The sequence below is a fragment of the Saccharopolyspora sp. NFXS83 genome (genome assembly GCF_026241095.1).
Taxonomy (GTDB): domain Bacteria; phylum Actinomycetota; class Actinomycetes; order Mycobacteriales; family Pseudonocardiaceae; genus Saccharopolyspora_C.
This window is the reverse complement of record NZ_JAPFGB010000001.1, coordinates 76,994-99,160: the sequence shown is the minus strand read 5'-3', so window position 1 is coordinate 99,160 and position 22,167 is coordinate 76,994. Positions and strand designations below refer to the sequence as shown.

At 71.0% G+C, this 22,167-nt stretch carries 22 protein-coding genes; 10 read left to right on the top strand and 12 right to left on the bottom strand.

Annotated elements, in window-relative coordinates:
* The first annotated feature begins 51 nt into the window (after window positions 1–51).
* Together OOZ19_RS00490 and OOZ19_RS00485 are read left to right on the top strand one after the other, a co-directional pair.
* A complete protein-coding gene (locus OOZ19_RS00490; protein WP_266086972.1) occupies window positions 52–1,926 on the top strand; it encodes a glycoside hydrolase family 15 protein in 1,875 nt (624 codons plus the stop codon).
* Window positions 1,923–2,966, top strand: coding sequence for a glucose 1-dehydrogenase (locus tag OOZ19_RS00485; protein ID WP_266086970.1), 1,044 nt, complete (start codon window positions 1,923–1,925; stop codon window positions 2,964–2,966). Before OOZ19_RS00490 ends, OOZ19_RS00485 begins: the two co-directional genes overlap by 4 nt.
* A 61-nt stretch (window positions 2,967–3,027) precedes the next feature.
* Here the strand turns inward: OOZ19_RS00485 and OOZ19_RS00480 are convergent, their stop codons facing one another.
* Complete coding sequence (locus tag OOZ19_RS00480; RefSeq protein ID WP_266086968.1) at window positions 3,028–3,663, bottom strand: DUF4232 domain-containing protein; 636 nt, start codon at window positions 3,661–3,663, stop codon at window positions 3,028–3,030.
* Between the two features lie 193 nt (window positions 3,664–3,856).
* A complete protein-coding gene (locus OOZ19_RS00475; protein WP_266086966.1) occupies window positions 3,857–5,971 on the bottom strand; it encodes a putative bifunctional diguanylate cyclase/phosphodiesterase in 2,115 nt (704 codons plus the stop codon).
* Between the two features lie 588 nt (window positions 5,972–6,559).
* Between OOZ19_RS00475 and OOZ19_RS00470 the strand changes: the two genes are divergently transcribed.
* From OOZ19_RS00470 to OOZ19_RS00450, 5 genes are all read left to right on the top strand, one after another.
* Window positions 6,560–7,285: a lysozyme gene (locus tag OOZ19_RS00470; RefSeq protein ID WP_266086964.1), complete on the top strand. Its 726-nt coding sequence runs from the start codon at window positions 6,560–6,562 to the stop codon at window positions 7,283–7,285.
* A gap of 124 nt (window positions 7,286–7,409) precedes the next feature.
* Complete coding sequence (locus OOZ19_RS00465) at window positions 7,410–8,558, top strand: pentapeptide repeat-containing protein (protein WP_266086962.1); 1,149 nt, start codon at window positions 7,410–7,412, stop codon at window positions 8,556–8,558.
* Window positions 8,551–9,510: a pentapeptide repeat-containing protein gene (locus tag OOZ19_RS00460; protein ID WP_266086961.1), complete on the top strand. Its 960-nt coding sequence runs from the start codon at window positions 8,551–8,553 to the stop codon at window positions 9,508–9,510. The genes OOZ19_RS00465 and OOZ19_RS00460 overlap by 8 nt, the downstream gene beginning before the upstream one ends.
* Before the next feature lie 82 nt (window positions 9,511–9,592).
* Window positions 9,593–10,162, top strand: a complete 570-nt coding sequence (locus OOZ19_RS00455; RefSeq protein ID WP_266086959.1) for a TetR/AcrR family transcriptional regulator — start codon at window positions 9,593–9,595, stop codon at window positions 10,160–10,162.
* 302 nt (window positions 10,163–10,464) lie between these two features.
* Entirely contained in the window at window positions 10,465–10,818 is a 354-nt protein-coding gene (locus tag OOZ19_RS00450) for a hypothetical protein (protein ID WP_266086957.1), read from the top strand.
* A gap of 68 nt (window positions 10,819–10,886) precedes the next feature.
* Here the strand turns inward: OOZ19_RS00450 and OOZ19_RS00445 are convergent, their stop codons facing one another.
* The 3 genes from OOZ19_RS00445 to OOZ19_RS00435 form a co-directional block, all read right to left on the bottom strand.
* A complete protein-coding gene (locus OOZ19_RS00445; protein ID WP_266086955.1) occupies window positions 10,887–11,408 on the bottom strand; it encodes a DUF4232 domain-containing protein in 522 nt (173 codons plus the stop codon).
* Between the two features lie 308 nt (window positions 11,409–11,716).
* Window positions 11,717–11,947 carry a hypothetical protein gene (locus OOZ19_RS00440; RefSeq protein ID WP_266086953.1) on the bottom strand — a complete coding sequence of 77 codons (231 nt, stop codon included), beginning with the start codon at window positions 11,945–11,947 and terminating at the stop codon, window positions 11,717–11,719.
* Complete coding sequence (locus OOZ19_RS00435; protein ID WP_266086951.1) at window positions 11,940–12,140, bottom strand: hypothetical protein; 201 nt, start codon at window positions 12,138–12,140, stop codon at window positions 11,940–11,942. The genes OOZ19_RS00440 and OOZ19_RS00435 overlap by 8 nt, the downstream gene beginning before the upstream one ends.
* Before the next feature lie 124 nt (window positions 12,141–12,264).
* Here OOZ19_RS00435 and OOZ19_RS00430 point away from each other — a divergent pair, with 124 nt between their 5' ends.
* Both OOZ19_RS00430 and OOZ19_RS00425 read left to right on the top strand, forming a co-directional pair.
* Entirely contained in the window at window positions 12,265–13,116 is an 852-nt protein-coding gene (locus OOZ19_RS00430) for a helix-turn-helix domain-containing protein (protein ID WP_266086949.1), read from the top strand.
* Complete coding sequence (locus tag OOZ19_RS00425) at window positions 13,113–13,307, top strand: DUF397 domain-containing protein (RefSeq protein ID WP_266086947.1); 195 nt, start codon at window positions 13,113–13,115, stop codon at window positions 13,305–13,307. The genes OOZ19_RS00430 and OOZ19_RS00425 overlap by 4 nt, the downstream gene beginning before the upstream one ends.
* Window positions 13,308–13,365: 58 nt before the next feature.
* On the opposite strand, the gene purL is transcribed toward OOZ19_RS00425, so the two are convergent.
* From purL to purS, 3 genes are all read right to left on the bottom strand, one after another.
* Entirely contained in the window at window positions 13,366–15,651 is a 2,286-nt protein-coding gene (purL, locus tag OOZ19_RS00420) for a phosphoribosylformylglycinamidine synthase subunit PurL (protein ID WP_266087727.1), read from the bottom strand.
* A 71-nt stretch (window positions 15,652–15,722) separates the two neighbouring features.
* Window positions 15,723–16,400 (bottom strand): phosphoribosylformylglycinamidine synthase subunit PurQ, encoded by a 678-nt coding sequence (gene purQ, locus OOZ19_RS00415; protein ID WP_266086945.1) that lies wholly within the window; start codon window positions 16,398–16,400, stop codon window positions 15,723–15,725.
* Window positions 16,397–16,636, bottom strand: coding sequence for a phosphoribosylformylglycinamidine synthase subunit PurS (gene purS, locus OOZ19_RS00410; protein ID WP_266086943.1), 240 nt, complete (start codon window positions 16,634–16,636; stop codon window positions 16,397–16,399). The genes purQ and purS overlap by 4 nt, the downstream gene beginning before the upstream one ends.
* Before the next feature lie 881 nt (window positions 16,637–17,517).
* Here purS and OOZ19_RS00405 point away from each other — a divergent pair.
* Window positions 17,518–18,153 carry an MBL fold metallo-hydrolase gene (locus OOZ19_RS00405; protein WP_266086941.1) on the top strand — a complete coding sequence of 212 codons (636 nt, stop codon included), beginning with the start codon at window positions 17,518–17,520 and terminating at the stop codon, window positions 18,151–18,153.
* Between the two features lie 51 nt (window positions 18,154–18,204).
* On the opposite strand, the gene OOZ19_RS00400 is transcribed toward OOZ19_RS00405, so the two are convergent.
* The 4 genes from OOZ19_RS00400 to purB all read right to left on the bottom strand — a co-directional run bounded on the left by OOZ19_RS00400 (window position 18,205) and on the right by purB (window position 22,141).
* Window positions 18,205–18,612: an ATPase gene (locus OOZ19_RS00400; protein WP_266086939.1), complete on the bottom strand. Its 408-nt coding sequence runs from the start codon at window positions 18,610–18,612 to the stop codon at window positions 18,205–18,207.
* A gap of 111 nt (window positions 18,613–18,723) precedes the next feature.
* Window positions 18,724–19,524 carry a DUF2334 domain-containing protein gene (locus OOZ19_RS00395; protein ID WP_266086937.1) on the bottom strand — a complete coding sequence of 267 codons (801 nt, stop codon included), beginning with the start codon at window positions 19,522–19,524 and terminating at the stop codon, window positions 18,724–18,726.
* A gap of 187 nt (window positions 19,525–19,711) precedes the next feature.
* Window positions 19,712–20,599 (bottom strand): phosphoribosylaminoimidazolesuccinocarboxamide synthase, encoded by an 888-nt coding sequence (locus tag OOZ19_RS00390; protein ID WP_266086935.1) that lies wholly within the window; start codon window positions 20,597–20,599, stop codon window positions 19,712–19,714.
* Between the two features lie 111 nt (window positions 20,600–20,710).
* Window positions 20,711–22,141, bottom strand: coding sequence for an adenylosuccinate lyase (purB, locus tag OOZ19_RS00385; protein ID WP_266086933.1), 1,431 nt, complete (start codon window positions 22,139–22,141; stop codon window positions 20,711–20,713).
* Window positions 22,142–22,167: the final 26 nt, after the last annotated feature.

Below are 22,167 nucleotides of genomic sequence, written 5' to 3'. Positions count from 1 at the left end.
ACGCGGGTCGGAGGTGGCAGGGGACGGGTCGCGGTGCCTAGCCTCGGCGGGGTGAGCGATCAATCCGCCGGCCCGCCCGGCGACATCGAGAACTACGCGCTGCTCTCGGACCTGCGGACCGCCGCGCTCGTCGGCCTCGACGGCTCGGTGGACTGGTTGTGCCTGCCGCGGTTCGACTCGCCGTCCTGCTTCAGCCGCCTGCTCGGCGACGACCAGAACGGCCACTGGCAGATCGCCCCAGCCGAACCGGTGCGCGAGGTGCGCCGCCGCTACCGGGACAACTCGCTGGTGGTGGAGACGGACTTCGAGACCGACGGCGGTGTGTTCCGGCTGGTCGACAGCATGCCGCCGCACGAGAAGAACCAGCACGACCCGCCGAGCCTGGTGCGCATGGTGGAGGGCCTCTCCGGCGAGGTCGACGTCCGGATGCGCTGGGTCGTGCGGTTCGCCTACGGCGACGCGGTGCCGTGGATGCGCCACGTGCGCCAGAGCGAACCGGAGCTCGACGAGTACATCCTCGCGATCGCGGGCCCGCACACCGTGGTGCTGCGCGGAGATCTGCTGCCGCAGCGGGTTCCGGAGCAGCGCGCGCATGAGCTGGTGTTCACGTTGCGCGAGGGGCAGCGCCGGTCCTGGGTGATGCAGTGGTCCAGCGATCACGAGGAAGTTCCGCCGCGGATGGATCCGGTGCAGGAGACCCAGGACAGCGAGGACTTCTGGCGCGACTGGACCGACAAAATCAACTACGCCGGTCCGCACGCGAAGGCGGTGTACCGGTCGCTGGCCACGCTCAAGGCGCTCACCTACGCCCCGACCGGCGGCATCGTCGCCGCGCCCACGACGTCGCTGCCGGAGGCGTTCGGCGGCAACCGCAACTGGGACTACCGCTACTGCTGGCTGCGGGACGCGACGCTGGTGCTGCTGGCGCTGGACAACTTCGGGTGCTCCGCGGAGGCGGCGGCGTGGCGGCGCTGGCTGGTGCGCGCCGTCGCGGGCGACCCGGCGGACGTGCAGATCATGTACGGCGTGGACGGCGAGCGGCACCTGCTGGAGTGGGAGCTCGACTGGCTCGGCGGCTACCAGGGCGCGCAGCCGGTGCGCGTCGGCAACGGCGCCTACCGCCAGCAGCAGCTCGACGTGTACGGCGAGGTGATGGACGCGCTGCACCTGGCCCGGGAGCGCGGGCTCGCGGAGGACGCGGACACCTGGGCGTTGCAGCGCGGCATGCTCAAGCACCTGGAGACGATCTGGCAGCAGCCGGACAAGGGCCTGTGGGAGGTGCGCGGACCGGACCGGCACTTCACCCACTCGCGGGTGATGGTGTGGGTCGCGTTCGACCGCGCCGTGCGGGCCGCCGAGGAGGACGGGCTGCCGGGCCCGGTGCAGCGGTGGCGGGAGCTGCGGGACGCGGTGCACGCCGAAGTGCTGGAGAAGGGTTGGAACCAGGAGCTGGGCGCGTTCACCCAGTACTACGGCGGCAGCACCGTGGACGCGGCGACGCTGCTGATCCCGTCGGTGGGTTTCCTGCCCGGTGACGACGAGCGGGTGCGCGGCACGATCCGGGCGGTGGAGCGGGAACTGCGCCACGGGGTGCTGGTGGACCGCTACACGACGGGTGAGGACACCAACGACGTCGACGGGCTCACCGGGCGCGAGGGTTCGTTCCTGGCGTGCTCGTTCTGGCTGGTCGACGCGCTGGCGCTGAGCGGGCGGCGGGACGAGGCGGTGGCGATGTTCGACGAGCTCGTCGCCCTCGCCAACGACGTCGGCCTGTTCGCCGAGGAGTACGACGTCCACTCCGGACGGTTCACGGGCAACTTCCCGCAGGCCTTCAGCCACCTGGCGCTGGTCAATTCGTCCGCCGTGCTCTACGGCGGGCACACTCGGGACGAGTCCAGCAGGCGCAACGGGAGGGATTCGCGGTGAAGGCGGCGACGGTGGTGCCCGGCAAGCCGGAGCTGGCGGCGGTCTCCGAGTTGCCGGAGCCGACGCCAGGATCCGGTGACCTGCTGGTGGACGGCCTCCTGGTGGGCGCGTGCGCGACAGATCACGACGTGACGCACGCTTCGCACGGGGTGCTGCCGCCGGGGCAGGAGCGGATGGTGCTGTTCCACGAGTCCCTCGGCCGGGTGCGGTACGCGCCGGCGATCAGCGGCTTCGACGAAGGCGATCTCGTCGTGGGCGTGGTGCGCCGCCCCGATCCGTGGCCGTGCCCGGCGTGCGCGGCGGGGCAGTGGGACTTCTGCCTCAACGGCGAGTTCACCGAGTGCGGCATCAAGGAGCTGGACGGTTTCGGCGCGCAGCGCTGGACGATCGAGCCCCGCTTCGCGATCAAGGTCCCGGCCCGGCTGGGCGACCTCGGCGTGCTCACCGAACCGGCGTCGGTGGTGACGAAGGCGTGGGAGCAGGCCGAGCTGATCGGCCGCCGCGCCTACTACGCGCCGCGGCACGCGCTGGTCACGGGCGCGGGCGCGATCGGGCTGCTGGGCGCGCTGCTCGGGGTGCAGCAGGGGCTGGACGTGCACGTGCTGGACCAGGTGACCGACGGGCCGAAGCCGGACCTGGTGCGGCGCCTGGGCGCGACGTACCACACCTCGTTGGACGACCTGGGGTGCGAACCGGACGTGGTGATCGAGGCGACGGGCGCGGGCGAAGTGGTCTTCGACGTGCTGCGCCGCACCGCCCGCAACGCGATCACGGTGCTCACCGGCATCGCCGGGCACGACCGGACGCTGCCGGTGCCCGCCGGGGCGATCAACGACGAGCTGGTGCTGGACAACGACGTGGTGGTGGGCAGCGTCAACGCGAACCTGCGCCACTACCAGCAGGCGGTCCGCTCCCTCGCGGACGCGGACCCGGCCTGGCTGGGCGACTTGATCAGCCGTCGCGTCCCGCTGGACTCCTGGACCGACGTCCTCACCCGGGCCGACGACGACGTGAAACCCGTGGTGGACCTGCAGGCCTGAGCGGGAGCACAGCGAGCCCGCGCCGATGTCCGGCGCGGGCTCGCTGTGTTCGCGGCGGGGATCAGAACGCGACGACGCCCTGCGGGGACGGCTGCAGGGTGCCGATCTGCATGCTCTTGATCGCGATCTCCATCGGGCTGCCGCCGCCGTTGAGGCCGGAGACCTCGACGGCGGCCTCGCCCTGCATGTCCGACGGGGTCGCGGTGAAGCCGGAGGCGACCTGGGCGTCCGGGTCGGACTGCTCGGCAAGCTCGATCTTCACGCCGGAGAAGGCGCTCTTGCCGGGCTCCAGGGTCAGGTTCGCGTCCGGGCCGGGCAGGTTCACGTTCTCGGTGGGAGTGTCGATCGGCTGACCGGCCATGTTGGTCGGGGTGACGTCCACCCAGCCGCCGAGCTCGCAGGACTCGTCCGAGGTGTTCTTCATCTGCAGCAGGAACACACCGCCGTCGGGCTGCGCCTGCATGGTGATCTCGAAGTCCTCGGCCGAGCAGTTCGAGGCGGAGATGTCGTCGTGGGTGCCGCCGGCGTGGTCGTCCGCGCGGGTCGCGGGTGCGGTGTCGCTGCTAGCGGTGTCGCCTCCCAGGCCCTCCGGCGCGGCGGCGGAGTTCGTCGCGGCCTGGCCGCCGCAGCCGGCGAGCAGCAGCGCGCCGCCGACCAGTGCCGCAGCCGTGCTTGCCGTGCGAGTCCGCTTCCCCATCAGATCCAGCCTTCCCTCGGTACGCCGCGCCGGTGTCTCCTGCGCTTCTGTCCGTAAGACGCCCGCCCGAGGGGGAGGTTGCGAAGCTGAGCGAAATTTGCGCACGCGCCGGAAAAGCAGCGGTGCGGTTGTTTTCCTGACGAGCGCCCGGTTTCCGCTGCGCTACCGCGACGCGGACCGTCCTGAGAGGACTTCAGCCGACGTGGTCGGCGATGAAGGCGCGGATGCGCTCCGGCGAGCAGGGGCGGGCGAAGAAGTAGCCCTGCCCGGTCTCGCACCCGATCTCCGCCATCCGGCGGGCCTGGGCGTGGGTCTCGACGCCTTCGGCGGTGACGGTCAGCCCGAGCGTGTGCGCCAGGTCGACGAGGGTGCCGACGATGCGGGCGTCGACCGGGTCGGCCTTCTCCGGGTCGCGCAGCCCGTACATGAAGGACCCGGCGATCTTCAGCTCGTGCACCGGCAGGTGCCGCAGGTAGGCGAGGTTGGAGTAGCCGGTCCCGAAGTCGTCGATGGCGATGCGCACGCCCATCTTCGTGAGCGCCCACAAGGTTTCGATGGGTTCGTCGGCGGTGCCCATCACGGCGCTCTCGGTGAGTTCGAGCTGCAACCGGGACGGGTCGAGGTTCGTTTCGCGCAGGATCGTCTCGACGTCGGCGACGAGGTTGGGGTCGCGGGACTGGCGCACCGCGAGGTTGACGCTGACGAACGGGGCGGCGTCGCCGAACTCGTCCTGCCACTGCTTGGCCTGCCTGCACGCTTGGCGCAGCACCCAGCGGCCGAGGGGAACGATCAGCCCGGTCTCCTCGGCGAGCGAGATGAACCGGTCCGGCCCGAGCCTGCCGAGGTCCGGGTGCCACCAGCGGGCGAGGGCCTCGACGCCGACGACGCCGAACTCGCGCAGGCCCACCAGCGGCTGGTATTCGACGAAGAACTCCTCGCGCTCCAGCGCGGCGGGCATGGTGGCCGACAGCCGGTACTGCGCGACTTCGGTGGCGTTGCGGTCCGGGTCGAACAGCGCCCAGCGGCCTTTGCCCTCGGCTTTGGCCCAGTACAGCGTCACGTCGGCGTCGCGCATGAGTTCCGCGGCGCTCTGGCCGTGCACTTGGCGTTCGACGATGCCGATGCTGGCGGAGACGGACAGCTCGTGGCCTCCGATGCGGATGGGCTCGATGAGCGTGTCGAGGATTTCGTCGGCGATCTCGATGGCCTGCTCGGTGCCGGGCGAGTCCTCGATGAGGATGACGAACTCGTCGCCGCCCATCCGCGCCACCAGCCGGTCCTCGCCGTGCACGGACAGCGCGAGCCGCTCGGACACGGCGACGAGCAGGTCGTCGCCGACGTGGTGGCCGAGGCTGTCGTTGATGACCTTGAACCCGTCGAGGTCCATGTAGCACAGCGCGACCCGGTCGCCGTGCTCCCGGGAGCGCATCGCGGAGGTGAGGCGCTCCATGAACAGCGCCCGGTTCGGCAGCCCGGTCAGCGGGTCGTGCATGGCCTGGTGGCGCAGCCGGTCCTGCAGCAGCTTGCGCTCGGTGACGTCTTCGACCATGGCGACCTGGTAGAGCGGCATGCCGTCCTCGCCGCGCACCAGGGAGACGATGACCTCGGTCCAGGCGCGTCCGCCGTCGGGGCGGGTGAACCGCTTCTCGACGCGGTACTGGTCGCGTTCGCCGCGCACCAGTTCCTCGTAGAGCCGCCAGAAGCCCTCGGAGTCGGCGGGGTGCAGCCAGTCGTGCATGGTCATCCGCCGCAGCTCGTCGGTGGGGCGCCCGAGGATGCGCCGCAGCGAGGAGTTCACTTCGAGCACGTGCCCGGCCATGTCCGCGATGCAGATGCCGATGGCGGCTTCGGCGAAGATCGCCCGGAACCGCGCTTCGCTGGTGCGCAGGGCTTGTTCGACGGCGTCGCGAGCGTCGAGCACGGCCTGCCGGATGGCTTCCTGCTCGTCGAGGGTGCGCTTGCGGGCGGCCTGCACGAACCCGGTGCACACGGAGCCTTGCAGCGCGGCGATGCGCCGCCGCCAGCCGGGGCCTTCGTCGAGGTGCAGGACGTCGAGGAATTCGTCGCCGATGAGGTCGATGGTGCGGGCCAGCGAGTCGGCGCTGGTGAAGTGCACGGCGACGAGGTCTTCGCCGACGTCGTGGCCGGGTGCCGGGTCGAACGGGTCGGACAGCAGCGCTTCCACCAGCCGGTCGGTGTAGCCGAGCAGCCTGCCTTCGACTTCCGCGCTGGTCATGGGGACGTAGCTGGTGCCCATCAAGGTCTGGGCCCAGACCGCCGCGAATCGCCTGCGGTCGGTTCTGCTCACCGCCGGCTCCGTCTCCTGAGCGCTGGGAACCGGTGCGGTCCACCCCGTCATGCCCGTGGCGCCCCTCCACTCGATTCGTCCTCGGCTCGCCCTCTGGCCCCTGCCCTGGTCCGGTCTGCCCTGGTGGATCGGGTCGTTCGGAGCATACGACCGGTGCCGCTGAGAGGTCGAACCCGTACTTCCGCCCACCCAGGGTAGCCATTCGTGTCGAACCGGCAGGCCAGTAGCCCCTGCGTTGGGGCGGCCGTCGCACCCGATTCACCCGACCGTCGAGTGCGGGGAGGCCAAAACGTGCGGATTCCCCTCACTGCGGCTGGGATGTCGCTCGACGTGATCGTGCCGTCCGGATTGCGCCATTCCGGTTAATTGACCACTTCTGCGCTGCCGGGAACGTGCCGAGCTCGCCAGAATTTTCGAGCCGGGGACCGCTCCGGCTCCGACTCCCCCGAGAGGCCACCTTCGATGACGCATTCGAGTGGACGCGCTCGCACGCGCGGGCTCATCTGCCTACTCTCGATCACCTGGGCGTGCACGCTGTTGACGTTCCCCGCGCACGCAGGCACATCCCCTCTCCGAATGGAGCAAGCGATGAGCTCCGAGGTGAACGACCCGAATCCGGACACCGACCACGCGATGGGTTCGCAGATCCGCAAGCACGAGGGTGACGGCGAACCCCGCACCGCACCTGAGAAGTCCCCGCTGGCCACCGTCGAGGGAATCGACGTCAGCGGGCATCAGGGCAACGTCGACTGGCCCGGCCACTGGAACCAGGGCAAGCGGTTCGCCTTCGTCAAGGCGACCGAGGGCACCACCTACCGGAACCCGTACTTCGCGCAGCAGTACAACGGTTCCTACGACGTCGGCATGATCCGCGGCGCCTACCACTTCGCGCTGCCGGACGTGTCCAGCGGAGCGGCGCAGGCGAACTTCTTCGTGGACCACGGCGGTGGCTGGTCACCGGACGGCAAGACGCTGCCGGGCGCGCTGGACATGGAGTACAACCCCTACGGCGACACCTGCTACGGGCATTCGCCGGGCTCGATGACCGGGTGGATCAAGGACTTCAGCGACACGTACTTCCACCGCACGGGCCGCTACCCGGTGATCTACACGAGCACCAACTGGTGGAACCAGTGCGCGAACGGCGACTTCAGCTCCACGAGTCCGCTGTGGATCGCGCGGTACGCGGGCAGCGTGGGATCGCTGCCCTACAACTGGGGTTTCCACACGTTCTGGCAGTACAGCTCGACGCCGATCGACCAGAACTCCTTCAACGGCGGCTACGAGCAGCTGCAGGCCATCGCCCGCGGCTGACCGCTTCTCCCCGACGCGCCCCATCCGCCCCGCTCGTGCCGGGGCGGGTGGGGCGTTCGTCGTGCGGGTTCCGGGTCGCCGGATCCGCACCGCCGACGGGTGCCGAACTGCGATGATCACCCGCATGAGTGAGGTCGATGCCCGTTCCGGGGCACCGGTGCGGCGGGAGCGCCGCGCGGGGTTGGTGCTGACCATCGCGCTCGCCGTGGTGGTGCTGGCGGCGACGAGCGCCGGGCTGCTGCTGTTCGACCAGCGCAGCACCGGGGCGGACGCGCTGCGCACCGGCGGGCTCGCCGCCGGGTCCGTCGTCGCGCTCTACGCCCTGTGGCTCAACGACCGCAGGCGCCGCGTCGAGGAACGGCGCCAGGAATTGGACCAGCGGCGCCAAGAACTCGACCAGGAGCGCTACGACCTGGAGCGCAGGCGCCAGGAGTTGGAGGACCGGCGCACCGATCACGACCGGGACCGCGCCGACGACGAGCGCTTCGCCAGGGCGGTGGAACTGCTCGGGCACGAGGCGGATCAGGTGCGGGTGGGCGCGATGCACGCGCTCGCGGGCTTGGCGCGCAGCCGGTCGTACTACACGCAGACGGTGCTGGACGTGCTGTGCTCGTACCTGCGCCGCCCGTTCGACCATCCGAAGTGGACGTTGCCGGAGCTGCTGCCCGCGGGGGAGCCGCCGTCGATCGCTCCCGAGCTGGAGCGGGAGCGGCACGCGCGGCAGACCGCGCAGCGCCTGATCATCGAGCTGCTGCCGACGCGGGACGAGCCGGATCCGCCGATCTACGACCTCGACCTGACCCGCGCCTGGCTGGAGCGCTTCAACCTGGCGGATCGCGTGGTGGGCCGGGTCGCGGCGTACCGCTGCCGGTTCCGGCACACCACGAACTTCAGCAGAGCGGTGTTCCACGGGGACGTGCACTTCCGGGATTCGGTGTTCCTGGGGCGGATCCGGGCGACGAGCTCGGAGTTCCGCGACACCTTGGAGCTGCGCGGGATCCGGACGCTGGAGCCGTGCGATTTCGACCGGGCGCGGTTCGCGCGGAACGTGGACCTCAAGCGGATGAGCTGCGCGCGCCGGTGGTTCGTGCGGGACGTCGAGTTCGGCGGCGCCGTCGATCTGCGTTCCGCGCGCCTCGACGGCGGCATCGAACTGCGGCCGAGCGCTCCGGTGCGCGAGGTGCTGCTGGACGATCTGCTGGCCGCCGAAGGGTCCGCCCTCCCCGACGAGTGGAAATCCGTTGCGGCGCACCAGGAGCAGGCGGATGCGTAGGTACGGGCTGCCCGCGACCGTGGCACTCGCGACGCTGGTTCTGTTCGGCGTGAGCGCGGCGCTGCTGGTGTTCGACGGCCGGGTGAACGGGGCGGACGCGCTGCGCACCGGCGGCCTGGCGGCGGGTTCGGTGGTCGCGCTGTACGCGCTGTGGCTCAACGACCGGCGCCGCCGGGTCGACGAGAGCAGGCAGCAGCTGGAGGGCGCGCGAACCGACCTCGACCGGGAGCGCATCGCCGACGAGCGCTTCGCCCGCGCCGTGGAGCTGCTCGGCCACGAGGCCGATCAGGTGCGGGTGGGCGCGCTGCACGCCTTGGCGGCGCTGGCCCGCAGCTCTCCCGGCCACACCCAGACGGTGCTCGACGTGCTGTGCTCCTACCTGCGGCGACCGTTCGCGCATCCGCGCTACGCCGACGAGGGCGAGTGGGAGCGGGACGAGCGCAACGCGGCGGACCGCGAGCTCCAGGTGCGGCTGACGGCGCAGCGGCTCGTCACCGATCTGCTCCCGGAGGTGGGGGCGGACGCACCCGCCTACGACCTGGACTTCACCAACGCGACGCTGGAGTACTTCGACCTCTCCGGGCGCCGGGTCGGGACGCTGGTGGCGCGCTACGCGCGGCTGTTCCACGACAACAACCTGAGCCGGTGCGACGTGATCGGTCCGGTGTGGATGACCGGGGCGTCCACCCACGCGGGCGGCCGGTTCCGCTGCCGGGACGCGGTGTTCCGCAGCCGCGCCCAGTTCGCCGGGGTCGAGTTCGGCGGGCCGGTCTGGTTCGATCGCTCGGTCTTCCACGGCGTCGCCGACTTCCACGGCGCGGCGCTGCACTCCGAGGTGAGCTTCGCGGACTGCCGCTTCGAGGACGTGGCGAAGTTCGCCGACGTCACCTGCGCCGACACCGACCTGGCCGCGCTGCTGGAGGAGGCCGCCGTCCCGCCCACCCACGGGTAGCCGCGCCGACCTGGGCGGTTCCCGGCTCTGCCACCATGAGAAGCGGAACAGCGCTCCGGCGGCGCGGGGAGGGAGCGGCGCGGTGGACGAGGGCACGACGCGGCCGAAGCGGGCGGACGCGCGGCGCAACGAGCGGACGCTGCTCGACGCCGCCGCCAAGGTCTTCGTCGCCTCCGGTGTGGACGCGCCCGTGCGCGATGTCGCGGCGGAGGCGGGCGTCGGCGTGGGCACGATCTACCGCCACTTCCCGACGCGGGCGGACCTGATCATCGCCGTGTACCGGCACCAGGTCGACGCCTGCGCGGAAGCGGGCCCGCGGCTGCTGGCGGACAGCGCGTCCCCGTACGAGGCGCTGCGGCGGTGGATCGAGGAGTTCGTGGACTTCCTGGTCACCAAGCACGGGCTGGCGCACGCGATGCGTTCCGACAACGCGGGGTTCGACGCGCTGCACGCGTACTTCCTGGACCGGCTGGTGCCGGTGTGCGCCGAGCTGATCGACGCCGCCGAGGCCGCCGGGGAGGTCCGGTCCGACCTGCGGGCGCTGGAGCTCATGCGCGGCGTCGGGAACCTCTGCATCGGCGCGGGCACCGATCCGCGCTACGACGCGCGCCACGTGGTCGGCCTGCTCGTCGACGGGCTGCGCCGGATCTGAGCACGGCGCCGGGCGGGCTGCTCGGCCGGGGCGCACCGCGCGAACCGGGTTCGCCGAAGTTCGCCCCGGTCGCGGGTTCAGCGCCCGGTGGGCCATATCCCCAGGTCAGCGCAATGTGCACATTGTCCTCGGCTCGGGCGGGCATTGTCCCGCCGGCCACGAGGTGATCGTGCCCAATGTTGGCTGGAAACACCGCTCCGGCCGCACCTAGCGTGATCGACGTGCGGCGCTCCGGGGGTGAGCGCCGGAAACGAACGGCCGATCGACGATGTCGAGATCGGCCCGAACTGGGAGGACATCTCATGCGCTCGAAGGCTTTCCGCCTCATCGCCGGAACCACCGCGGGCACCGCCGCCTGCATGGCGCTGCTCGTCGCGCCCGCCACGGCCGCGCCGGACGTGAGCGCCAAGGCCGACCACAGCTACTCGGTGACGTGCAAGGGCGGAAAGGCGAACCTGTCCTGGTCCACCGGCTCCCTCAACACCCGCGTCTACTACAACAACCACTGCTCGACGACCGCGAAGGTCTCGGTGCAGCTGGCCGACGCGGAGAACACCTGGCTGGAGTGCCTGTCCATGCCGGCGGGCAAGAAGAGCAGCAAGGAGTTCAACCACGGCCTCAGCGGCTCCATCCAGAAGATGATCAAAGGCTGCTGATCCGCCCGGAAGCCCCGCTCGCCCGATCTCCTCGGGCGAACGGGGCTTTCACCTCGCGCGGGGCCGAGTCACTCGGCGGCGCTCTGACTGATGGGGGTGGCGATCAGCACGTCGCCCTTGATGGGCTCGTTCGCGGGCCAGGCGGCGACCTCGTGGGCGGCCGGACCGTCCGGGATGCCGGGCAGGTTGAACTCGACGGTGGTGGGCACGGCCGGGTTGGCCGGGGCGTCGACCTTCTGCGCGATCCGGGAGATCCCGAACAGGCTCCCGTCGACGCTCACCGGATCCGCCGGGGCGTGGTCGACCTGGACCTCGACGCCCGGGATCTTGTTCGCACCGTCGAAGAAGGCGAAGTCGGCGGAGCCGCCTTCCAGCTTGCAGTTGGTGTGCGGGGTCGCGGCGGTGTACTTGACCAAGAACGCCTCGTACTCGCCCGGTTCGGCGAGGTCCCTGGTCACCTCGATGTTCAGGTCGTCGCTGGTGCACAGCGCGTCGCTGGGATTGGCCAGCGCGGAACCGGCGGTCAGCGCGGACAGGCCGAGGGTGACGCCCGCGACGGCGGTGGCGGCGATGGTGCGGGTGAGCTTCATGGTCTGCCTCCTGGCTCGATCGGCTTCTTGGTCCACAAGACGTCCGGGAGCCGCGCAGGGTGCTCCGGTATGCGATGAGCCACAGGAGCGCAACGCCGGCCGCTCAGCGACGTCGTACCCCCGCACACCGGCACGGGGGGCGGGAGGAGTCGCCGGTGTGGGAGCGGGGGCGCACCGGGTGTGGGCGGCGCGCCCCCGCTCGACCTCCCGCGCGCGGTCCGCCGGGTCGGGGTACCGACGTCGCGGCGACGGGAGGCCGTTCCGGGGTCGAGGCGGGGAAGGGGAGGCCGCTCGAACCCGGAGATCTTCTAGCCGAACAAGCCCGGCTCCGGCTTGGGAAGTTCACCGCGCAGCACCGAGTTGCAGGCGTCGCAGGTCGGCGCGAACACCCAGTCCGATTCGGACGGTTCCGCCGCGAGCTCGACCCCGGCGCCGCACACCGAGGTGGCCGCCGCCTGCCCGCACCACCGCCGACCCCGGAAGGCGTGCCGCACGAAATCGCCGCCAGGGCGCCAGAAGTGCCGGTCGGAGTCAGCCACCGGACACCGCCGTGCAGCCCGCGCAGGCGTCCCGGTCGAAGGTGCCCTCCGGCGAAGCGCCGCGCCGCAGGTGCAGCGGCCCGTAGACGAACGCCCCGCACGCGGCGGGCAGCGCGCCGCCATCGGTCCGCCGCACCACGTGCCACCGCGAATCCACCGGCCCGCACGACGCGGCCCAGGTCAAGACGTCCATCGGATCACCCCCGCTTGCCGGACTTACCGGTACTTACCAACACATGATCGGACTGCGGTAAGTTCGGTTCAATTCCCCGATCGAGGGATGATCTGTCTCTGCCGAAGTTCATAGGATCGTTTTCATGCCCGGAAAATCGGAGAACACCCCGAAAGCTCGTGCGCTGGGAGCCGAATTACGAGAGTGCCGGGCCGAAGCCGGTCTGACGCAGCAGCAGCTCGCGGAGCAAATCGGCGTCAGCTACGTCTCGATCTCCCGCTACGAAACCGGCACGAGGACGCCGAAGCCCGAGGACGTGGCCCAGATCCTCGCGACGCTCGGCGTCACGGGTGACCGCTACGCCTCGCTCGTGGAGATGTCCAAGGGCGCCGATCAACCGAACTGGCTCGACACCGGGCAAGGAATCCGGAAAGAACTCACCAGGCTGATCGAATTCGAGCGCACCGCCACCGAGATCACCGACGTCGCCACCAGCGTCATCCCAGGGCTTCTGCAAACAGCCGACTACGCCCGGTCTGTCATGGCAGCGACGCCGACAGACGAAGTCGAGCCCTACGTGGCGATGCGCGTCGGGCGTCGCGAAGTGCTGACGAAGCGAAATCCGGTCTCCTTCACGGCTTTCATAGCCGAGACCGCGCTGCGAGAACGAATCGGTGGCCCGGAAATCGCGCTCGACCAGCTCCATCACCTGGAAAAGATGGCGAAACTCGACAACATCGCCGTCTTCGTGCTGCCCGCGGTGTCCGAACGGTGGCACCCGGCGCACGCGGGCTCGTTCAGCTTTTACACCTTCGCCAAGACATCCCCGATCGTCCACCTGGAGCACTACGCATCCGGTGTCTTCCTGTACGACGACAGCGATGTTGGCCCTTACCAGGACGCCCTGACTACCCTGCGAGAAGTAGCGATGAGCCGAAACCACTCGGCAAGAACCATCGCCGAAATCGTCAGTGAGTTGGAAGGTGCAGCACCATGAACTCGACCCCCGCCAACTGGCGCAAGTCCAGTCGTTCGCACCAGGTGTCCAACTGCGTCGAGGTCGGCAAGGTCGACTCCGGTGCGGCCGTGCGCGACACCAAGAACCGGGCAGCCGGATACATCACAACCGACGACGACCAGTGGACAGCATTCCTCTTAGCGATCAAAACCGGCCGCTACGAGCGCTGACGCGAAACGGCCCGTTCTCCCGCGAGCGCGGTGAGAACGGGCCGTTTCCGTTGCTACGTCAGCCGAACAGCGCCGGGAGGGTGCCTTCCCAGGCCGCGCGGAGTTCCGCGAGCGGGATCTCGGTGATGCCCTGGACGTCCAGGCTCGACGAGCCCGCGTCAGCCACACCGACCTTCGCGCAGGGCAGTTCGCGCGCCGCGCACATGTCGGTGAACCGCAGCTCCTCACTGCGCGGCACCGCCACCAGCACTCGGCCGGCGGACTCCGAGAACAGCGCCACGAACGGGTCCGCGTCCTCGGGCAGGATCACCCGGGCGCCGCACTCGCCGATCAGCGCGGTCTCGACCAGCGCCTGCGCCAGCCCGCCCTCGGACAGGTCGTGCGCGGCGGAGATCATGCCGTCGCGGGAACCGGCCAGCAGCACCTCCGCGAGCAGCTTCTCCCGCGCCAGGTCGACCTTCGGCGGGGTGCCGCCGAGGTGGCCGTGCGCCACGCGCGCCCACTCCGAGCCGCCGAACTCCTCGCGGGTGTCCCCGAGCAGCAGCAGCGTCTCGCCCTCCTCACCACCGATGCCGGTGGGGATGCGGCGGGTCACGTCATCGATCGTGCCCAGCACGCCCACCACCGGAGTCGGCAGGATCGGCTGGGAACCGGTCTGGTTGTAGAAGCTGACGTTGCCGCCCGTCACCGGGATGCCCAGCTCCACGCACGCGTCGGCGAGACCGCGCACCGCCTGCTGGAACTGCCACATCACGCCCGGGTCCTCGGGGGAACCGAAGTTCAGGCAGTTCGTCACCGCCATCGGCGTGGCACCGGTCGTGGCGACGTTGCGGTACGCCTCCGCCAGCGCCAGCTGCGCGCCCGCGTACGGGTCCAGCCGCGTGTAGCGGGCGTTGCAGTCCGTGGCGATGGCGACACCGCGGCCCGTCTCCTCGTCGATCCGCAGCACACCGCCGTCCGACGGCTGGGCGAGCACCGTGTTGCCCCGCACGTACCGGTCGTACTGGTCGGTGACCCACTCGCGGGAGCACAGGTTCGGCGAGGCCGCCATCTTCAGCACCGTGTCCCGCAGCTCGTCCGCGGTGGACGGGCGGGTGAGGGTGTTCGCGTTGTCCGCGGCGATCAGGTCCTGCTCACCGGGACGCTGCACGGGACGCTCGTAGACCGGGCCCTCGTGCGCCACGGTGCGCGGCGGCACGTCCACGACGAGCTCGTCGTGCCAGTAGATCTCCAGGTTGTCCCCGTCGGTGACCTCGCCGATCACCGTGGCCAGGGCGTCCCACTTCTCGCAGACCTTCATGAAGGCGTCCACGTCCTCCGGACGCACGACCGCGCACATGCGCTCCTGCGACTCGCTGGACAGGACCTCCGCCGGGTTCATGCCCTCCGCGCGCAGCGGCACCCGGTCCAGGTCGACGCGCATGCCGCCGTCACCGGCCGAGGCCAGCTCCGAGGTCGCGCAGGACAGGCCCGCGCCGCCCAAGTCCTGGATGCCCACGACCAGGCCCGAGTGGTACAGCTCCAGGCAGCACTCGATGAGCACCTTCTCGGTGAACGGGTCGCCCACCTGCACGCTCGGCAGCTTCTTGCGGCCCGTCCCGCCTTCGGCGTCGTCGAAGGTCTCCGAGGCCAGCACGGACACGCCGCCGATGCCGTCGAGGCCGGTGCGCGCACCGAACAGGATGATCTTGTTGCCCGCGCCGCTGGCGTGCGCCAAGTGCAGGTCCTCGGTCTTCATCACGCCCACGCACATGGCGTTGACCAGCGGGTTGCCCGCGTAGGACTCGTCGAACACGACCTCGCCGCCGATGTTCGGCAAGCCCAGGCAGTTGCCGTAGCCGCCGACGCCCGCGACCACGCCGGGCAGCACCCGGCGGGTGTCCGGCGCGTCCGCCGGGCCGAAGCGCAACGGGTCCGCCACCGCGACCGGGCGGGCGCCCATCGCCATGATGTCGCGGACGATGCCGCCGACACCCGTGGCCGCGCCCTGGTAGGGCTCCACGTACGACGGGTGGTTGTGCGATTCGAGCTTGAACGTGACGGCCCAGCCGTCACCGATGTCGACCACACCGGCGTTCTCGCCGATGCCCGCCAGCATCTTCTCCCGCATCTCCGGCGTCGTGGTCTCGCCGAAGTACTTCAGGTGCACCTTCGAGGACTTGTACGAGCAGTGCTCGCTCCACATCACCGAGTACATCGCCAGTTCGGCGTCGGTGGGGCGGCGGCCCAGGATCTCGCGGATCCGCTGGTACTCGTCGTCCTTGAGGCCCAGTTCGCGGTACGGCTGGTCGAGCTCCGGGGAGGACTTCGCGATGCCCACGGTGTCCAGCTCCGCGCGCTCCACGACCGGATCGCTCTCCGGCCCGTCGGCGACGGCGCTCACCGCCGCCGCGGTCGCGTCTTCGGGGTTGTTGCTCACGCTGCCACCAGTACGTCGAGAACGGACAGGAACATGCCGAGGCCGTCGTCGGTGGGCCCGGTCAACGGGTCGATGGCGTGCTCGGGGTGCGGCATGAGGCCCGCGACCCGGCCGCGGGCGTCGGTGATGCCCGCGATCCCGCGCAGCGACCCGTTCGGGTCGTCCCCGGCGTAGCGGAACAGCACGCGGCCTTCGCCTTCGAGCTCGTCGAGCACGGCCTCATCGGCCATGTAGGCGCCCTCGCCGGACTTCAGCGGCACCAGCAGCTCGGCGCCCTGGTCGTAGCGGGACGTCCAGGCGGAGGTGTTGTTCTCCACCTTCAGCCACTGGTCGCGGCACACGAAGTGCAGTGCCGAGTTGCGGGTCAGCGCACCCGGCAGCAGGCCGGCCTCGCAGAGGATCTGGAAGCCGTTGCAGATGCCCAGCACCGGCATCCCCTGCCCGGCGGCGCGCACCACCTCGCCCATCACCGGGGCGAACTTCGCGATGGCGCCGCAGCGCAGGTAGTCCCCGTAGGAGAACCCGCCGGGCACGATCACCGCGTCCACGCCGCGCAGATCCGCGTCGGCGTGCCACAGCGGGACCGCTTCGGCACCGGCTCGGCGCGCGGCGCGCTGGGCGTCCACGTCGTCGAGCGTGCCGGGGAAGGTGATGACACCGATCTTCGGGCTCATGCTTCCACCCGCCGCACGGTCCACTCCTCGATGACGGGGTTGGCCAGCAGCGTTTCCGCGATCTGGGCGAGCGTGGCGTCGTCGACGTCGTCGGCGACCTCCAGCTCGAAACGCTTTCCTTGGCGCACTTCGGAGATGCCCGCGTAGCCGAGCCGGGGCAGCGCGGTGGCCACCGCCTGACCCTGCGGATCGAGGATCTCCTGCTTGGGCATGACGTCGACGACGACTCGGGCCACGGGCGATGCTCCCGGATTCGTGCAGATCCAGCTGCTCCGTGCAGAGCAGTGATGGATGTCCAGCAGTACCTGCAAAGGGTAACTGAGCTGCGAGTTCACCCACGCAGACAGGTGCGCCGGAAGCGCCGTGCGCCACACTCCGGGCCGTGCGGGGGCACGCGCGGGCCCACGGGTGCGCAAGTGCCGCGCCCGCACCTCATCCGATCGGGCGACGTGCGAACAAAAGGACTCACGGCCATATTGAGCAGCACTACTCAGCTGAATTCAGCACGTTTATCCAGAACGCTTTCACAGGCTGTGCCCTCGAACACTCATCGCCGATTTCATGGAACATTCACGGCGTTCCGCACGTCTTATCCGTAGCAGTCGGAAAAACCGACTCCGAGCTCCGCCCCACTGCGCCCCGACCCCCGGAAGCCGATCGCACGCCGCCGTCCGATCGGCCAACCGAGCACCGAACCACCAGCTCCCGGCCGTGCAGCCGGGCAGATCCGCCACCGCAGGCGCGCGACCTCCCCCTTCCGCGCGACGCGGGGCGGCGGGGATTCCGCACACCCCCCAGCGGAACCCCCGGAACGCTTCTCGTTGCGCCGCACTCCCCCCATCAGCGGCGCAACGAGAAGCCCCGAACCACCTTTTCCGCCTACAGCGATACGTGTATCCCCGGTCTCACCCGAATGGCAGCCTCGAATCATGAAAAAGCTGATCGCGGGCGGAACGCCATTCCTGTCCCGCGCGGTGGCGCCGGGGCTCGACCGGCCGCGCGAAGCCGGGCTCAGCGCGGCGGCCGAAGCGGCGCTGACGGGGCGCGGAGAGCGGCCCCGGCGACGGGTTCTGAGACGCTGGTGGCCGGACCCGACGCAGCCAAGAGAGGCGAGCCGATGAAGATCACTCACTTCGGACACGCGTGCGTGCTGGTGGACACCGGCCGAGCCCGCCTGCTGATCGACCCCGGCGCCTTCTCCCAGGGGTTCGAGGACGTGCGGGACCTCGACGCCGTGCTCATCACGCACCAGCACTTCGACCACTACGACGCCGACCGCCTCCCCGGGCTGCTCGACGGCAACCCGGACGCGCGGCTCATCACCGATCCCTCCACCGTGGGGATCCTCGCCGAGAAGGGCTTCCAGCCCGAGACCGCGCGCCCCGGCGACGCGTTCGAGCTGGGCGGCTCCGCGATGAACGTCGTCGGCGGGCAGCACGCCGTGATCCACCCGGACATCCCGATCATCGACAACATCGGCCTGGTCGTCGACCACGGCGGCTTCTACCACCCCGGCGACTCGTTCCACGTGCCCGAGCAGCGGATCGACGTGCTGGGCCTGCCGACCGGGGCGCCGTGGCTGAAGCTCTCGGAGGCCGTGGACTTCCTGCGCGCCGTGAGCCCCCGGGTCGCGGTGCCGATCCACGAGGCGGTGCTGGCCTCGCCCGCCATGCACTACGGGATGTTCGAGAAGCTCGGGCCGCAGGGCACCGACGTCGCCGTGCTGGACCGCGCCGCCGCGACCTCGCTGTAGGCGCCAGGTGAACGGACCGTCCGGCCGGACGGTCCGTTCCGGCGTGCCGCGTCAGTCGTCGTGGGGGCCGTCGTCGAAGCGGTCGTCGCGATCGTCGTCGAACCGGTCGTCGTCGAAGTGGTCGTCGAGGTGGTCGTCGCGGTCGTCCAGGTGGTCGTCGCGGTCGTCGTCGAACCGGTCGTCCAGGTGGTCATCGCGGTCGTCGCGGTCGTCGTCGAACCGGTCGTCGTCCGGCAGCGGTGCTCCGGGGATCCCAGCGGGGACGTCGTCCCGGTCGTCGCGTTCCCAGCGGTCGTCGTCCCACGGCCCGTCGTCGTCCCAACCGACCGTCGCCGCCGGAGCGGGCTGCCGCGGCCCCTGGTCCGCGCCGCCCAGCGCGACGCCCGCGCCGCCGATGCCCAGCACGCCGATGATCGCCGCGGTGGTCAGCACTGCCCTGCTCGGCTTCTTGATCCTCATCGTCCCAACCTCTTCTCGTCCCGTTCTCCCTGACGAGAAGAAGCTTCGCGGGCCAGCATGAGGGTTCCCTGAGCACAAGGTGAAAGCCCTTTCACCGCGGCGGATCGAGGGCTAGCTCGACAGCGGATCCAGGTTCGGCAGCCGCCCGCTCGACCGCGGCGCCCGGCGCTGCCGGGGCACGACCGCATCGGCGAAGGCCGCGTACGTCGCGGGCTCCGCGCCGTGGTGCAGCGCCAGGTCGATCGAATCCAGCACCGCCCGCCGCGGTCCGGGGCGGGACAGGTCGGCGGCGTCCACCGCGAGCCGCACCATCCGCCCGCGCCGCGCCGCGCGCCCCACACCCAGCACCAGCGCCCGGCACCACCAGTGCTCGACGCGCTCACCCGGCCCCAACGCGTGCACCCGGGCCCGGTGCACCCGGCCGGTGGCCAGCTCGTGCACCGCCAAGGCGTCCGCGCACACCGCGAAACCACGCCCGCGCAGCGCCGTCACGGTGCCCGGCGAGGACAACCAGCGCGGCGGCACGAACAGATCGGTGCGCAGGCCCAGCCGGTCCAGCGCGGCGGTCGCGGCGTGCAGCCGCAGCCCCGCCTCGTGCGCCGGGAGCGCCGCGAACTCGGCGCCGCGCACCGCCGCCGCCGGGCCCGACGACGCCACCCGCGGCAGCAGCCGCTGCCCCGACGGGGCGTGGTCGAAGCCGTGCAGCGCCAGCGCATCGCAGCGGCGCTGCCTGGCCCGCACCCAGCTCACGGCGGGACGGTCGGGTCCGGGCGGCGCGGAGCCGCTCGGGCGCGGCGCGACCAGCAGCGTCAACGGCGTGCGCCGCAGGTCCAGCTCGGCGGCGAACTCGGCGCAGTGCTCCAAGGACCGATCTCCGATCCCGGACAGCGAGACGACCATCGGGATGCCCACGGCACATCATTGGGCCCGCCTCAGATGTCGGCGCCTTGACCACCGGGTGACCGACGAGCGCAGTTCGCAAGAACCTCGTTCTCCGCGCCGCGTTCTGCGAACGGCCCGCGCAGCGGGTCGGGTGGCGGAACCTCAGCGGCTCCGCCGCTGACAGGACGCGGAACCAAGGCCGATGCGCGCGAACCTGTCAGGCGGGCGACGGCCAGTCCGCGAGGTCGCGGCCGGTGATGCGCTCGTAGGCCTCGACGTAGCGGGCGCGGGTGGCGGCGACGACGTCCTCCGGCAACGGCGGCGGGGGCGTGTCGGCGGCCCGGTCCCACCCGGACTCCGGTGACGTCAGCCAGTTCCGCACGTACTGCTTGTCGAACGACGGCTGCACCCGGCCCGGCTCGTGGCCGTCGGCGGGCCAGAACCGGGACGAATCCGGGGTGAGGACCTCGTCGCCCAGCACCAAGCCGTCCGCGCCCAGGCCGAACTCGAACTTGGTGTCGGCGAGGATCACGCCGCGGCTCTCCGCGTGCTCCGCGGCGCGCGCGTACACCCGCAGGGTGAGTTCCCGCAGCTGCTCGGCGCGCTCCCGGCCGACCTCGGCGGCGACGGCGTCGAAGCTGACGTTCTCGTCGTGCGCGCCCAGCTCCGCCTTCGTCGCCGGGGTGAAGATCGGCTCCGGCAGCTTCGAGGCCTCGGTGAGACCGCCCGGCAACTCGACGCCGCACACCGCGCCCGTGGCGCGGTGGTCGACCAAGCCGGAACCGGTGAGGTAGCCGCGCGCGACGCACTCCACCGGCAGCATCTCCAGCCTGCGCACCAGCAGCGCGCGACCGCGCACCTCGGCGGGGATCCGCGGGTCGTCGGCGGCCACGACGTGGTTCGGCACCACGTCGGCGAGCAGGTCGAACCAGAACACGCTCATCGCCGTGAGCACCCGGCCCTTGTCCGGGATGGGGGTGTCCAGCACGTGGTCGTAGGCCGAGATGCGGTCCGACGCCACCATCAGCAGGTGCTCGTCGTCCACGGCGTGCAGCTGGCGAACCTTGCCCGCGGCGATCTGCGGGTAATCGGAGAGTGCGACCACGCGCCGATTCTCTCCCACCGCCCCTGACCGGCGACGACCGGGCGTGCGGACGTGACGCGGCCCGGTCACCCGAGACCGGGTGACCGGGCCGCGCGAGTCCTCATCTGATGGTCAGAGGATCGGCGACGGGGTGTACTTCGCGGCCTCCGGGTAGCGGGCCACGACCTCGTCCACCGCGGCGACGACGGCGTTCACCTGGTCGGAGGCGGCGCCGGTGAACGACAGGCGGTCGGCGAGCAGCCCCTCCAGGTCCGCCTCGTCCAGCGGCAGCCGGTCGTCGGCGGCGAGCCGGGCCAGCAGGTCGTTGCGCTCGATGCCCTGCTCCCGCATGGCCAGCGCGACCGCGACCGCGTTCTCCTTGATCGCCTCGTGCGCCGTCTCGCGGCCCACGCCGGCGCGCACGGCGGCCATCAGGACCTTCGTCGTCGCCAGGAACGGCAGGTAGCGGTCCAGCTCGCGGGCGACCACGGCCGGGTAGGCGCCGAACTCGTCGAGCACCGTCAGGAACGTCTCCAGCAGCCCGTCGAACGCGAAGAACGCGTCCGGCAGCGCGATGCGACGCACCACCGAGCACGACACGTCGCCCTCGTTCCACTGGTCCCCGGCCAGCTCGCCGCCCATCGACACGTACCCGCGCAGCACCACGGACAGGCCGTTGACGCGCTCGCAGGAACGGGTGTTCATCTTGTGCGGCATGGCGCTCGAACCGACCTGGCCGGGCTGGAAGCCCTCGGTGACCAGCTCGTGGCCCGCCATCAGCCGGATCGTCTTCGCCACCGAGGACGGCGCCGCCGCCAGCTGCGACAACGCGGTCAGCACCTCGAAGTCCAGCGACCGCGGGTACACCTGGCCGACGCTGGTGAGGACCTTCCCGAACCCGAGGTGCTCGGCGACGCGGCCCTCCAGCTCTGCGAGCTTCCCGGCGTCACCGAGCAGGTCCAGCATGTCCTGCGACGTGCCGACCGGGCCCTTGACGCCGCGCAGCGGGTAGCGCGCCAGCAGGTCCTCGACCCGCCCGAACGCGACGAGCAGCTCGTCGGCGGCCGTCGCGAAGCGCTTGCCCAGCGTCGTGGCCTGCGCCGCGACGTTGTGCGAACGGCCCGCCACGACGAGCTCGCCGTGCTCGGCCGCCAACCGCGCGAGCCGGGCCAGCACCGCGACGACGCGGTCGCGCACGTGCTCCAGGCTGCGGCGGACCTGCAGCTGCTCGACGTTCTCGGTGAGGTCCCGGGAGGTCATGCCCTTGTGCACGTGCTCGTGGCCGGCGAGGGCGTTGAACTCCTCGATCCGGGCCTTCACGTCGTGCCGGGTCTGTCGCTCGCGTTCGGCGATCGAATCCAGGTCGACCTGGTCGATGACGCGCTCGTAGTCGGCGACCGCGCCGTCCGGCACGTCGACGCCGAGATCGGCCTGGGCGCGCAGCACCGCCAGCCACAGCTGGCGTTCCAGCACGACCTTGTGCTGCGGGGACCACAGCTCGACCAGCTCCGGCGAGGCGTAGCGGTGGGCGAGCACGTTCGGGAGGTGGGGCTTGACCGTCACGGCTGGCCAGGATACTTCCCGGCCCC